We start from the raw sequence: 14955 nt of genomic DNA, 5'->3' as shown, positions 1-14955 counted from the left end.
TGGGGCTGTGATCCAAATTTTGGGTTTGGATATGGAGCCAACAAACACAACAGAAACCAGGAAAATGAAAAACACCGGTAAAACAAAGATGGCCTTGTCCTTTTTCATGCTCCTCACGGGCCTTACCAGCCTATCTTGCGTTTCCCAAAGACTGGACCTGCCAAAAGCCTTGATCGCTGATTTCAAAAATCCTCCAGCAGCCTATAAACCCATGCCCTTCTGGCACATCAATGGGGAATTGACCACCAATGGCATACGCCAGCAAATGAAAGATGCCAAGGAATTGGGAGGTTTTAGCGGAATCAGCGTTTTACCCCTTGCGCCCAAAAAAAATGGACGGCCCGGTACAACACCCAAGTTTCTTTCCGGGGAGTACCTGGAACGGTTCCAAGACGTTCTGGATACCGCCGAGGAATTGGATATGGAGGTTATTTTATATGACGACAACGATTTCCCAAGTGGTATGGCGGGTGGCCAATTGGGTGAGCTGTACCCCCAACATACCATGAAACGCTTGGATAAAATTGAACATATGGTCCGGGGGCCAAGGCAAATAAGGCAAAAACTTCCCGACGGACAGGTACTTTCCATAGTGGCGATGAATACCGAAACATTGGAAAGAATTGAACTTACTCCCTTTATAAATAATAATGTTCTGAATTATGACCTGCCAGCAGGAAGTTGGAAGGTGATGAGCTTTGTGTTGGTGAAAGACAGTTACCATAAGGCCTACCCCGTAGTAGATTATTTAGATACCACTGCGGTGCGTAAACTCATGGAACTAACCTATGGGGTACACCAAAAAAACTTTGGCGACTATTTTGGGACAACCATTAAGAAAGTATTTTTTGACGATGTGGGTTTTTGGAAACACCCCCGTACATGGACGGGCCGCTTTAATGAAAAGTTTAAGGAATTGAACGGCTATGATCCCAAACCTTGGTACCCTGCCCTGTGGTATGACATTGGTCCGCAAACGGAATCGGTCCGTCACGCCTTTTTTAAGACCCGTGCAGAACTCTTGGCAGAGGGATTTCCGAAATTGGTGGGGGAATGGGCCAAAGCAAACGGTTTAAAGGATACCGGACATCCACCAGGAAATTATGACCCTACCCCAATTGATATGAATGCCGATATCTTTAAATTTTATCGGCATATGGCCATGCCCTTAACGGATGCCATTATCGGTTATCAGTTTGGTCAAAATGGGCATAAATTGATAAGTTCCGCAGCGGATTATTACGATAAGCCAGTGGTATCCACAGAAATCTATGGGGCGTACAAAGAAAAAACTTTTGACTCTTTGATGTTATATCGCTCCGCAATGGACCTGTTTTCCCGTGGGGTAAATTTTGTGGTGCCGCATGGCCTATGGTACAATCCGGAGCAAGTCTATATTTCCCCTTTGGTCTCGCCTTACAGTGAAAAATTGGCCCCTGCATTACCTGAGTATTCAGAGTTTGTAGGCCGCGCTTGTATGTTGTTGCAAGGTGGTAAACGAGTTTCGGAAATAGGGGTTTTTTATCCGTTTGAAGAATTGGCGGGCTGGTACCGATTTGAAGACCCAGCTAACCCGCGGCAGGGGTTCTTTATCTCTCCCGAGACCAACTATATGGAAATTAGCGGGTTGTTGACCAACGATATTAGACAGGATTTCACTTTTATTCACCCCGAATTCTTTTTAGAGGACAAATACGCGATTCAAAACGGTGCCGTAACCCTAAGCAATCTCGAAAACAAACAAACCTATAAAGCCCTTATCCTAACCGGTTGCAAAGTGATATCGGCAAAGACACTGGAAAAGCTAAAAGCCTATTATGACCAAGGCGGCTTGGTGATATCCACGGGACAACTGCCCTATAAATCCTCTGAAATGGGAAAGGACGAGCAGGTAAAAACCTTGATAAAGCAAATGTTCGGGGTGGATGCCAATGCCCCTTTGGATGGCAACCCGCACATAAACCAGAACAACTCCGGTGGCAGGGCTATTCATTTGCCAGATGCCAATGAAGCTGAGCTATCCAAGGCCCTGGCCGTGGGCCCCACGCCAGATGTGGCCTTTTCTCCCAATCCAACCCTGGCTTCGGATTTTGGAAAATTCAATTATATCCACAAAATAAAGGAAGGTAGGCATATCTACTTTTTCTCCAATTCCAGTGACGAAGACATAGAGACCCAGGTAACCTTAAAAGGGGATGTTACGTTATTTGAGGCAAATCCGCATACCGGCCAGATTTCTCCCCTGACCAACACCACGAAAGGGACCCTACACAACCAAGTGCTTACCAAGGCCAAATTGACCCTACCTGCGGTAAGTGCCGTTTTTTGGATATCGAATGAAATGCCCAAATGAAAATAAGACATCAATGAGACCAACCCTAAGAAATACACCTATTAAAATGAAAATGGCAAAATTTGTTATGGCCGCTTTGGCCGCAGTCTTAAGCAGTTGCACAACGCCATCTGAATTGGCGGTGACCGACCTAAAATGCGAGTACAGAAACAACCCTTTGGGCATAGACAACACCCAACCCAGATTGAGTTGGAAATTGGAAGCACCCCATTTTAAAAGAGGGCAACAACAAACGGCCTATCAGCTATTGGTGGCCAGTAACCCTGCCCTTTTGGACGGGAACACGGGAGATGTCTGGGACTCGGGCAAGGTTTCCTCCAACCAATCGGTCAATGCGGTGTATGCAGGGATTCCGTTGGAGTCCACCAAAACCTACTACTGGAAGGTGAAGGTTTGGGATGCAGCGGGCCATCCTTCGGGTTGGAGCGCACCGGCCATATTCTCCATGGGGCTACTGCAGCCAGAGGATTGGAAAGGCGAATGGATCTACAAAGAAGGTCAAAACAAAAAAGATCACAACTGGTACAGAAAGAACTTTACCTTAGATGCCGATCCAGAATCAGCCTACGTCCATGTGGCCTCCTTTGGGTATCATGAGGTGTACGTGAACGGTAAAAAAGTGAGCGATGCGGTAATGAATCCCGTGCTGTCCTACAAGAAAAAAAGACTCCCGTACCTTACCTATGACATTAAGGAACACCTCACAAAAGGCGACAATGTCATTGGTATTTGGCATGCGGCAGGTTGGGCACGATGGGGCAGGATGAAAGAATACTATGACCCACCATTTGTGTTTAAGGCCCAAGCCCATATTACAGGGGATACCACCAATGTGGTATTGGCAACCGACGCCAGCTGGAAATGTAAAAAAAGCTACAGCGCCTACATTGGCTCATGGGACATTTTGGATTTTGGCGGTGAAATCATAGATGAACGTTTACGTGAAGACGATTGGAACAGCGCAGATTACGATGATGGCCATTGGGCCAACGCCGTGGTGTTCGATAATGAGAACGCCAAAGAAGTTGGCTTTGTAAACTTAAATTTAGGCCCTAAAGGAGCCATTCGGGGACCTAATACAGATGCCAATCCGCCCACTACCAAAATCACGGCCACGCTTAGCGCCCAAATGGTGGAGCCCCAGGTGAAGTTCAAGGAAATAAGCCCCATTGGGGTTAAAGAGAAGGAAGATGGCAACTATATCATTGATATGGGTGAAAATTACACGGGCTTTTTTGAAATGAATCTGTTCCAGGGAAAAGAGGGCGATACCATCACCTTTGAGGTTGCAGACCATAAAGAGGTCGTCTCCTCTTGGGAACAACGGAGCCAGTACGTTTTTGACAAAACCGGTGCGGGCCATTTCACCAATCGGTTCAATCTTGCCGGAGGGCGCTATGTTACCGTTTACGGCATTGGTTACAAACCAGATCTAAAGGACATCAAAGGACATGTCATTACCAATGACAGAAAGCAGATCAGCAAATTTGAAAGCTCCAGTGAATTGATGAACAAGATCTATCAGATTAATCTAAACACCTATATTGCCAATACCATTGATGGCATTTTGGTAGATTGTCCCCATCGCGAACGTCGTGGTTGGGGCGAGGTGACCGTGGCGGCGATGTACGGTGATGCCCTGCCCAATTTTGAGAGCGGGGCCTATATGGCGCAATATGCCCAATTTATGCAAGACTCACAGGCCAATGACGGTAAAATGCGCGCCGTGATCAACGGAGACGATTTTGAGTTTTTAATGTGGATGGCCAACAGCCCCATTACCATTTGGGAAACCTACAGGATGTTGGGCGATGAACGTTTGCTAAATAACCATTATGACAGCATGAAAAAGTGGATGCACTGGCTGTACGAACATTCTGATTATGATAGTGGCGGTACCTTAAAAATTGGTGAGCGGGGCACTTTGGAATTTCCAGGATTGGGAGACTGGTGCACGCCCAGAGGTAATTTTTGGAGCTCAAGCAACTCTCCGGAATCGGCCCATTTCAATAATACGGTCTATGCCTTTATGTTGGAAAATGCCTTGAACATTGCCAAAACCCTGAACAAAACCGAAGATATTGCCCTCTTTTCAAAGCGATTGGAAGTACAGCGCAAGGCAACCCATGCCAATTTATACGACCCTGCCACGGGAAAATATGGCGAAGGGCACCAAGTGAACCAGGCCTTTGCCCTGATTGCAGGGGTTACCCCGGAATCCGAAAGGCAAAAAGTGTACGACAACCTGGTAGATCAGGTGCTCTATAAATTTCCGTACTACGACACCGGCAGCTCGGGCCAGGCCCTCTACACCCGCTATTTTACGGAATACGGCGAACGGATGGATTTGATCTATGAACTCTTACAAGATAAAAGACACCCAAGCTACGGCTACTTTTTGGATCAAGACAAAACCGTATGGCCAGAGCGTTGGTCCGCTATTGGAAGTAGCCAGATACACACCTGTTACACGGGTATTGGGGGCTATTTCATTAAAGGGTTTGGCGGCATAAGGCCCCACCCAGAACATCCCGGCATGCAGAAAATGCTCATTAAGCCCGCGGTTGTGGGAGATCTGACCCATGCCAACACCGAATACCGATCTATGTACGGCAATGTGGTCGTGAACTGGAAAAGGAAGGATGCAGGTGCCCATTTTCATATTGAGGTGCCCATAAACACCACGGCGCAGGTCTATCTGCCGGCAATGGGCAAAGATGGCATCAAAGAAAACGGTGTTTTGGCCGAAAAAGCGGAAGGTATCCAATATGTGGGCACCGAGAAAAATGATGCCGTTGGTACCTATGTGATATATGAGGTAACGTCTGGCAGCTACGATTTTCTGGTGGACCAACTACCGGAAACAACATACCCCGACCCTTTGAACAAACCGGCCAATCTATCCAAGATAGGGCGTATGAGCGCGTCTTCCATGGTCATAGAATCGGAAAAATTACCGGTTTATGAAGCCTTTAGGGCAAACGATGAAGATGCGGGCACCCGCTGGTGGGCCGCAGCGAGCAAAGACCAATATCTTGAAGTGGAATGGGTAAAACCGCAAACCTTCAACCAAATTATTGTAGATGAGCACGAGAACAATATCCGGGGGTATCAACTGCAATACTGGGAGAATGGGGCATGGCAAAACCTTGTGGAAGGCACCTCTTGTGGCCCGGATAAGGTCCATCAATTCAATGCCGTTAAAAGCACAAAGTGCAGACTGTACATTGTAGATGCAGAGCGGGCGGCCTCCATTACAGAACTGAAAATTTTACATAAGGAATGATAGCCCGGTTGGTATTCAAAAAGAGGCACTGGAAGATAACCTCTACTGGAAAAGGATACCATTTGTGGTAAGGGCCGAAGCCTTAAAAAGTACTGAACATGCGCAAACTGCTTTATTTCTTATATCTTACCATTTATGGCTGTGGCACAATGGCATCATTTGGCTTTCAAGCTAGGGACACCATTTACCCCATTTTTCAGTTCCCCCAACATAAGATGCCACAGGTGGACGGCGATTTTTCCGATTGGAACCTGGTGCCGGATACCTACGCCATTGGCCTGGATCAAATGAAGGAGAGCGTGAACGGCATTGGGTTTGATCTGGACCCGGCCGATCTGGATATAACCGTAAAGGTGGGATGGGTAAAAGACTTGAATAGGTTGTACTTCTTTGTAGAGGTTTTTGATGATTTCTGGGAATTTGAGCGCTTGGACATCAAACAAGATATTTTTGAACTGGTGGTGGATGCAGATATGTCTGGCGGCAATTTCATTAAAAAGTGGAATGCCAATACCAGTAGGATCCCCATGGAGGAACTGCACTTTAGAGGACACGGGGCGCATGCGCAGAACTACCATGTCTTTATGCCCCCGAAAAATAAGGACTGGGCCATGGTTTGGGGAAATACCCCGTGGATCAAAGACTTCCCGCATGCCAATGCGGCCTACGATCACCACTTGGAACAGGGCAAACCCGGGTGGCTCAAAATGGAATTTTGGATCACCCCCTTTGATCATGCCGCCATTGAAGGCATCAATGGATCTGCAGTTTCACAATTAAAGGAAAATGAACGTATTGCACTATCGTGGTGCGTGCTGGATTATGACGATGATGATAAGGTACGAAAGGATTTTATCAATCTGGCGCATGACCTCAACATGATCCACGATGGCGATTATTTAAATGCATTCAGGTTGATGCCCCTAGCGGAAGAGTTCACTGGGCTACAAGCAAATTGGTCTTTTGTAGAGGTTGATCGGGACAGGCGCGTGTTTGCCTTTAAAGATGAATCTTTGGGCACCGTTGAAAAGTGGTTGTGGGATTTTGGCGATGGAAGCACTTCCAAGGAACAACACCCTGTACATCAATATACCACAGCAGGTCATTGGACGGTTGTACTCACGGTTGAAAACAAAGAGGGCAAATCCATAAGGTCCAAAGTCTGGGATGTGGTAACAAAGTAGGCTTTATGACCGGATACTGTTTAAACAATATAATGATGGTAATTAAAAAAATGAGCCCCTTTTTTTATGCGATCTTATCCCTTTTGGTAACAACGAACTGTAAAAAAACAGAAGGTGCCAAAAAACCTAATGTGCTCCTCATCTGTGTGGATGACCTCCGTCCAGAGTTAAAGAGTTTTGGGGCAGGGCATATTAGCTCACCAAACATTGACGCTTTTGCGGAAACGGGAATTAGATTCCGGAAACATTTTGTGAATTCCCCAAGTTGTGGTCCATCGCGTTACACCCTATTGACAGGACAGTTTGGCCCCGAAGCAAACAGTGCTCTTTTCCAAAGAGCGGATAAAATGAACGAAGGCACACAAAAAGTGGATAAATCGATGCCAGAGTGGTTTAAATCACACGGCTATACCACGGTTTCCGTGGGGAAAGTGTCTCATCATCCAGGAGGTAGAGGCGGCAAGAATTGGAATGATAGCACAATAATTGAAATGCCAAATGCATGGGACAAACATCTTATGCCGGTAGGGCAATGGGAACATCCACGTGGAACGATGCACGGTTTGGCCAATGGAGAGATTAGGGTAAAGGCCGGTGAGATGGATGTGTTCCAGACAGTGGCAGGAGATGATGGTATCTATCCTGACGGCGCAATTACCAATGAAGCTGTCAGGGAACTGAACACACTGGCCCAGAATCCTAAAAACCCGTTTTTTATGGCAGTCGGAATCATTAAACCACATTTGCCATTTGGTGCACCAAAAAAGTATTATGACCGGTATGAAGGCGTTGTGTTTCCAGAGATAAAACATCCACAAAAACCAAAAGGAAAAACCACATGGCATGGCTCAGGTGAATTTATGAGATACAATCGCTGGGGTAAAAATCCCGATACCGATCCTGATTTCGCCGATGATGTTCGCCGGCACTATGCGGCAAGCGTTAGCTATGCAGATGCCCAAGTGGGAAAAATACTTGCGGAACTGAAAAGGACAGGGGCAGATAAAAACACCATCGTGGTGCTTTGGGGAGATCATGGATGGCATTTAGGAGAACATGGCATTTGGGGAAAACACAGTTTGTTCGAGGAATCATTGCATGCACCTTTAATTATTCACCATCCAGAAATGAAAAACAAAGGAGCGAGTACAGATGCCATTGTTGAAACGGTCGATATCTTTCCGACCTTATGCGATCTGGCCGGAATTGAAATCCCTGGGTATGGCCATGGGGTTTCTCTAAAAAAAATAGTAGCAGACCCAAATACCACAGGTCATGATGCCATAGCGTATAACGGCAAGGCTTCAACCATTAGAACCCCGACCCATAGGATGATACTTCATAAAGATGGATTTGTGGAATTATATGACCATACGTCAACAGAAAAGGAAACAAAGAATGTGGCAGAGGAACAGGAAGAATTGGTGAAAAAGTTAACCCATAAACTAAAAACAAGGTTGGACTGATCTTGGAAAGTCACCTATGTCCGTCTAAAAATGGATAGCGTTGAATGGACATCTACGATGGTAGGCCTGGAGCTGTTCAATACTATGAATTACATACACCAATGAAACGAAAGAGGTTTTTTTGACAGCACACTAAAAAAAATAAGACAATGATAAAAGTTGGATTGTTCGGTATTGGACTGGATACCTATTGGCCCCAGTTTAAAGGCCTGAAAGAACGCTTGGAGGGCTACCAAGACCATATTGCCAAAAAGATGGAATCCTTCAACGCCCAAGTGGTAAATGTGGGTTTGGTAGATTCACCAGAAAAGGCCATCGTTACCGGCCAACAACTAAAAAAGGAAGATATAGACATGCTGTTCTTGTATGTGTCCACCTACGCCCTTTCGTCCACCGTGCTGCCGGTGGTACAAAAGCTAAAATGCCCTGTGGTCATTTTGAACATACAGCCCGTGGCGGCCATAGATTACGAAAAATTCAATGCCCTTGGGGATCGGGGCAAAATGACGGGGGAATGGCTGGCCCATTGCCAAGCCTGCTCCGTGCCGGAACTGGCCAATGTGTTCAACCGAGCGGGAATAGGATATGACTTCGTCAGCGGCTATTTGGATGAGGAAAGCGTTTGGACAGCACTACGGGATTGGATAGATGCCGCGCGCGTAAAACGGGTCATGAACAACAATCGCTTAGGGGTCTTGGGCCACTATTATGGGGGCATGCTGGATGTGTATTCCGATTTGACCAAGCAGGCCGCCGCTTTTGGAACGCACATAGAAATTGTTGAAATGTGCGAGCTCAAGAAATATCGTGATGCCGTTACGGACAACGAAGTGGAAACCAAATTGGAAGAGTTCAATAATACTTTTGAGGTGGCCGAGACCTGCGAAAAGGAAGAATTGGTACGGGCCGCAAAGACCTCCATAGCTTTGGACACACTGGTGCAAAATCATAAATTGGGTTCCTTGGCCTATTATTACGAAGGCGAATCGGGCAACGCCTACGAAAACATGGTTACCTCCGTCATTGCGGGAAATACCCTGTTAACCGGTAAAAATGTTCCCGTGGCGGGAGAATATGAAGTAAAAAACGCACAGGCCATGAAGATCATGGATGCCTTTGGTACAGGTGGGTCTTTTTCCGAATTCTATGCAATGGATTTCAATGATGATATAGTAATGCTCGGACATGATGGTCCCGCACATTTTGCCATTGCCGAGGGAAAGGTACAATTGGTTCCCTTGCCCGTATATCACGGTAAGCCCGGCAAAGGACTCTCCATACAAATGAGCGTAAAGCATGGCCCGGTTACCTTACTCTCCGTGGTAGAGGGCAAAGACGATGTGTTTTTGTTGGTGGCGGAAGGAGAATCTGTTGAAGGACCAGTTTTGCATATTGGCAATACCAACAGTAGGTATCGTTTTTCCATTGGGGCCAGGGCATTTATGAACCAATGGTCCAAACAGGGGCCCTCCCACCATTGCGCCATTGGCGTGGGGCATATGGCCAAGAAAATTGAAAAACTGGGAAAATTGTTGAACTTGAGGGTCGTGCAAATATGTTAGGTTTTTTCTGTGGATACAACACTGGTCAATCAGTTAAGAATTAAGTTAGGATAAAATGAAACGAATACTACCGCTACTCATAGTTGCGCTTTCTTACGTATCATGCATTCACAAGCAAGAGGTTGGCGTTCCGAACATCGTAGTCATAAATGTTGATGATCTGGGATGGAAAGATGTGGGGTTTATGGGCAGCGAATACTATGAAACGCCCAACTTGGATTATCTTGCCAGTCAGGGCATGGTCTTTTCCAATGGGTATGCGAGCGCATCCAACTGTGCTCCCAGTAGGGCAAGTTTAATGACGGGACAGTGGACACCGCGCCACGGCATATACACCGTATCGCCCTCCACCAGGGGAAGATCGGAGGATAGAAAACTGATTCCCACCAAGAACACCCACACCCTGGCCGCCGAACATAAGATCCTACCAGAGGTGCTGCAGGAAAACGGCTATGCCACCTGCCATGCCGGCAAGTGGCATTTGAGCGACAACCCCTTGGACCATGGCTTTGATCTGAATATTGGAGGGGGGCACAATGGTCTTCCAAAAAGTTACCGTCCACCCTATAAAAATGTGACCCTTGAAAAAGGGAAGGCCGAATACCTTACGGATTTAATTGTTGAAAAAGCCCTGATTTTTATTGACACCGTTCAAAAACCCTTTTATCTAAACTATGCCCCTTATGCGGTACATGTGCCCATCATGCCCGTGGACAGTATTGTTCCCAAATACGCAAAAAAGTCGCCCTGGGAAGGTCAGGGAAATGCGGAATATGCCTCTATGGTAGATAATCTGGATAGGAACATAGGATTGCTCATTGACAAATTGAAAGAAAGAGACCTACTGGACAATACGCTCATTGTATTTACCTCTGATAACGGAGGTCTGTATGGCATCACCAAACAAAAGCCTTTACGGGCAGGTAAGGGCAGCTATTATGAAGGTGGTATTCGTGAGCCTTTTTTCTTTGTGTACAAAAAGAGGATTCAGGCCCAAACAACAAGTGATGTCCCCATAACGAACATGGATATTTTTCCCACTGTTTTGGCCTACGCAGGTATTGAAAATGTTGTTTTGGAATTGGATGGTCAAAATCTGTCTTCCGTTTTAGAGGGAAAGACCAAAACCTTGGAACGTTCGCTATTTTGGCATTTCCCCATTTATTTACAGGCTTATAATGTAGATGACAATGAAAACAGGGACCCCTTGTTCAGAACCCGTCCGGGTTCAGTGATAAGAAAAGGGGATTGGAAACTACATTATTATTTTGAGGACAATGGGATGGAGTTGTATGACCTATCCAAAGACATTGGCGAAACCGATAATCTCGTAACCACACATCCCGAAAAGGCAAATGAGTTGCTGGGACTCCTTAAAACATGGTGGAAAGAGACAAATGCCCCGATCCCCTCGGAACGAAATCCTGAATACAAGGACAGGAACAGTTATAATTAGATTTTAGCCCAACAGGTATGCAAGCAATTTTAGGAGTTTTGTTCCATTCGCTCGGGGGGATCGCCGCCGGTAGCTTTTATATGCCCTACAACAAGGTAAAAGGATGGGCATGGGAAAGTTATTGGATGGTGGGTGGCCTTATGTCCTGGCTCATTGTGCCGCCCATTGCCGCGTGGCTCACCGCGCCCGGTTTTACCGAAATTATTGGTGACGCATCTGGCAGCCTTTTGTTTTTTACCTATGCGATGGGACTGCTATGGGGCATAGGCGGACTCTCCTACGGCTTGGGCATCCGGTATTTGGGCATGTCCTTGGGCAATTCCGTGGTACTTGGCTTTTGTGCGGCATTTGGCGCCCTGGTACCTCCCCTATATTACAATATGGTTCCTACCACTGGAAAAGTGGCCTTCTCGGATATGGTTGCCTCCTCTGGTGGGCAATTGGTTTTGTTGGGCGTACTGGTCTGTGTGTTGGGCATTGCCGTATGTGGCTGGGCCGGAATGATGAAAGAGAAAGAGCTTTCCGAAGCGGAAAAAAAGAAGAGCATCGCCGAGTTCAATTTGTTCAAGGGATTGGCAGTGGCCATCGTTTCTGGCATTCTGAGCGCTTTTTTCAATTTTGGCATCGAATCCGGAAAACCACTGGCAGAAGCCGCCATTGCATCCGGAAACGACCCGCTCTTTGCCAACAACGTGACCTTTGTGGTGATCCTCTGGGGCGGATTGACCAGCAATTTGATATGGACCGGCCTGCGCAGCCTAAAAAACAGATCCTATACCGATTTTACCAACACGGACTCCCCTATTGCCCAAAACCTGCTCTTTTCTTGTCTTGCCGGAACCGTTTGGTTTCTACAGTTCTTTTTTTACGGTATGGGCGAAAGCAAACTGGGCAACGGCGCCAGCTCTTGGATTCTGCACATGTCCACCATCATTTTAACGGCCAACCTTTGGGGCATTTACAGAAAAGAATGGAAGGGCGTGGCCGGGCGCACCAAGACAACGATTATTTTTGGGATCTTAATGATCCTATTGTCTGTAGTTTTAGTGGGTATTGGAAATTCTATTTAGAAACGCCCCGCTAATACGGCACAACATCGGCAAACTGAAATTACTTGCGTTACAATTTTAAGATAACACTTTAGTAATTGTTTAATGCACTTTTTGATCGGCGCAGATCAAGATAAGTTTGTTTCTTTTGCCACATTAAGGGGAATTTGTACCGGTTCCCTTTTGAAAATCCGCCATATCGAAAAAATCCATCTTCCCGCTTTTGAACTCGTCATGGAACGAATGGGCATTAACGCTATACTGCACCCGTTTTAGCATTGGCCTGGGTTTTTTGCCATCTTATGTGGTTTGGAGATAAATAGGGCAGGCGCAACGGCAAGTGCAGGAAGGGCCGCTAGTTTACGAAAGCTCTCCTACTATTTTTCACGATCTTGGTTTTTAGTTATTTAAAAGGTCATTTACCCTGTGCCAGATTGCTTCGCTTACCTCCATCCCATTTTTTTCATTTTCGATTTTATGGGCAAGAGACCTTTCTCCAGGATAATGGGTTTTTTCGTTAGGTCCCGTTGGCGTTACGTCTTGGGTGTAGGCAATGATTTCTTCCAGCAGTTTTTCTCGAAGGTCTCCGTCCTGAAACGTTGCTGCATCCATACACAGAAAAATCTGTGAAACACCATATTCAAACGGTTCCAGGCCCAGCTTATAGGTGGACCTTCCCGCAGACAACAAGGTGGCCAGCATATCCAGAACCATGGCCAGGGCGGAGCCTTTCCAATAGCCAATGGGGAGCCCGCTTTTGCTCCTTAAAATAGCATCTGGATTTTTAGTGGGATGACCTTGCCCATCAAACCCGCCATCGTATGGCAATGCATCGCCCCTTAACTTATATTCATTGATTTTGCCAAAGGAAAATTGGGTCATGGCCATATCCAAAACAATGTGTCCTTTTTTTCTGGGGATGGCAATGACCAAGGGGTTATTGCCAAGTCGCGCCTCCTTCCCGCCCCAAGCGGGCATATTGGGTTCGGTGTTGGTAAAAAGGATCCCCATACAATTTTGTTCTGCGAGCATCCAACCATAGTACCCCGCGCGCATCCAATGATTGGTGTTGCGCAAGGCCACCAGTCCCATCCCGTTTTCCTTGGCCAAGACAATGGCGCGGTTGGTACATTGTACCGCGTTGAGTACTCCGGAACCCAATTTACCGTCCCATCGTTCCATATTGCCAAAACCTTCCACCTTTTTGGCCTCAGCATCTTTTTTAACCAAACCACGTTGCAGCTGTTCAATGAAATAAGGCACGCGATTAATACCGTGTGAGTTTACACCGTGCAAGGTGTTTTCCGTATGTACATGGGCCAGTAGTTTGGCTTTTTCCTTTGAAAATCCGTGTTTACTGAAAAGTGCCGTTAGCACTTCACGCATTTCCTTGGCCGGGATGTTGGTCGTCATTCCTTCTTTTTTATAATCTTGGTCTGCTTAGACTGGAAAGCGTTTTCAGTTTAAGGAAGCTCATTCTGGCGGTAAAAGGTATGGTGCCTTACAAGGTTGGGAAAGCAAATAGATCAGCTCTGACCAATTGTTAAAGGATAACCATTGTTAGTCATTTTCCACTTTTTCATAGGTAGTATTTGCCCATCTAATCTGAGCTCTACCACCTTTAACCCGGTACGCACCGTATCTAATTCCAGATTGGGTTCCCCTTTCCGGTTCGGGAATGTCCCAATTGAACGGGGTGCCGCCAATCACGGCATTGGCGTAGTGTATTTTTTTAGTGGCGTCATTGGGATCCTGGGCAAAACCAACTTCCAATGCTATTTCAGTAGGTACATTCTTTTCAATATTGGTCAGAAAAACGATGTCCCTTCCCTCTGCTCCAGAACCTCCCCTAAAGTTTATTTGTTCCCTAAAGATATCAAACGATTGTTGTACCTGATTGCCATTTTGATCTGGGCCATATACTGGTTTAGCCAAAAACAGGCATATGGCAGGGTCATTTGGCCCCCCGCCACCGGTATGTTTACCTTTGGCCTGTATGATATAGGTGCCATCACTACCATCATTACTGGTTTTACCAACTTCCAATATTCTTACCGTTCCCGTAAATTTTGCAAAACTTCCGATCCCAGTGGTCTGGGACCTTGACAGGGAACGTTCTATTCTGGGTTGTAGCGTATTTGGGTCGTCCATGTGGTTGGACTCGTGCGTGATGTTGTAAATGCCCCATACCGTGCCATCAATCGTTATTTCCTTATAGTCCGCGTAACAACTGCGGTCGTCAATGGTACCCACATTTACGGGATTTGGAATATCGGTAGCCCTATCGGGATTTGTTCCCGCTTCGGTACATCTGGTAATGGGTCCCGTTTCCTCATCCACAAGTTCTGATACTTCCAGAACAGGGTCGTCGGTAACTTCTGGCATTTCAAGAATATCCGCTCCTGAATCGCAAGAAAAAAAAGCCGTCGTTAGCATTAAGAGGATAACAAAAGTGCGTTTGTGCATCATCGTGATTTTTACTGTTTTCAACGCTAGTGTTCTTTATCCAAATAAAAGTCAAAAGAAATAGAGATGCATCCTGTGCTTTCTTGCCTTTTCCACTATATGGACCAACATATCTTTTTTAGACCTACTTTTT

Annotated in this window: 9 protein-coding genes; 7 read left to right on the top strand and 2 right to left on the bottom strand. The window is 46.3% G+C overall.

The annotated features are described in order from the left end of the window. The first annotated feature begins 64 nt into the window (after window positions 1–64). From ACKWCC_RS11835 to rhaT, 7 genes are all read left to right on the top strand, one after another. On the top strand, window positions 65–2353 hold the full coding sequence (locus ACKWCC_RS11835; RefSeq protein WP_413996151.1) for a glycosyl hydrolase: 2289 nt from the start codon (window positions 65–67) through the stop codon (window positions 2351–2353). Between the two features lie 52 nt (window positions 2354–2405). Further along, window positions 2406–5639: a family 78 glycoside hydrolase catalytic domain gene (locus tag ACKWCC_RS11830; RefSeq protein ID WP_413996150.1), complete on the top strand. Its 3234-nt coding sequence runs from the start codon at window positions 2406–2408 to the stop codon at window positions 5637–5639. 98 nt (window positions 5640–5737) lie between these two features. Next, window positions 5738–6823 (top strand): PKD domain-containing protein, encoded by a 1086-nt coding sequence (locus ACKWCC_RS11825; RefSeq protein WP_413996149.1) that lies wholly within the window; start codon window positions 5738–5740, stop codon window positions 6821–6823. A 32-nt stretch (window positions 6824–6855) separates the two neighbouring features. Then, window positions 6856–8289 carry a sulfatase gene (locus tag ACKWCC_RS11820; RefSeq protein WP_413996148.1) on the top strand — a complete coding sequence of 478 codons (1434 nt, stop codon included), beginning with the start codon at window positions 6856–6858 and terminating at the stop codon, window positions 8287–8289. 149 nt (window positions 8290–8438) lie between these two features. After that, window positions 8439–9851: an L-arabinose isomerase family protein gene (locus tag ACKWCC_RS11815; RefSeq protein WP_413996147.1), complete on the top strand. Its 1413-nt coding sequence runs from the start codon at window positions 8439–8441 to the stop codon at window positions 9849–9851. A gap of 55 nt (window positions 9852–9906) precedes the next feature. Next, a complete protein-coding gene (locus ACKWCC_RS11810) occupies window positions 9907–11307 on the top strand; it encodes a sulfatase (RefSeq protein WP_413996146.1) in 1401 nt (466 codons plus the stop codon). Between the two features lie 17 nt (window positions 11308–11324). Then, entirely contained in the window at window positions 11325–12377 is a 1053-nt protein-coding gene (rhaT, locus tag ACKWCC_RS11805) for an L-rhamnose/proton symporter RhaT (RefSeq protein ID WP_413996145.1), read from the top strand. Between the two features lie 378 nt (window positions 12378–12755). Here rhaT and yiaK read toward each other — a convergent pair whose 3' ends face one another. Beyond that, window positions 12756–13769: a 3-dehydro-L-gulonate 2-dehydrogenase gene (gene yiaK / locus ACKWCC_RS11800; RefSeq protein ID WP_413996144.1), complete on the bottom strand. Its 1014-nt coding sequence runs from the start codon at window positions 13767–13769 to the stop codon at window positions 12756–12758. 147 nt (window positions 13770–13916) lie between these two features. After that, entirely contained in the window at window positions 13917–14846 is a 930-nt protein-coding gene (locus tag ACKWCC_RS11795; protein ID WP_413996143.1) for a hypothetical protein, read from the bottom strand. Between the last annotated feature and the right edge of the window lie 109 nt (window positions 14847–14955).

It is taken from the genome of Maribacter aquimarinus, assembly GCF_047345505.1.
Classification (GTDB): Bacteria; Bacteroidota; Bacteroidia; order Flavobacteriales; family Flavobacteriaceae; genus Maribacter.
Note: the sequence above shows the minus strand (reverse complement) of the source record. Positions and strands in the feature narration are given on the sequence as shown.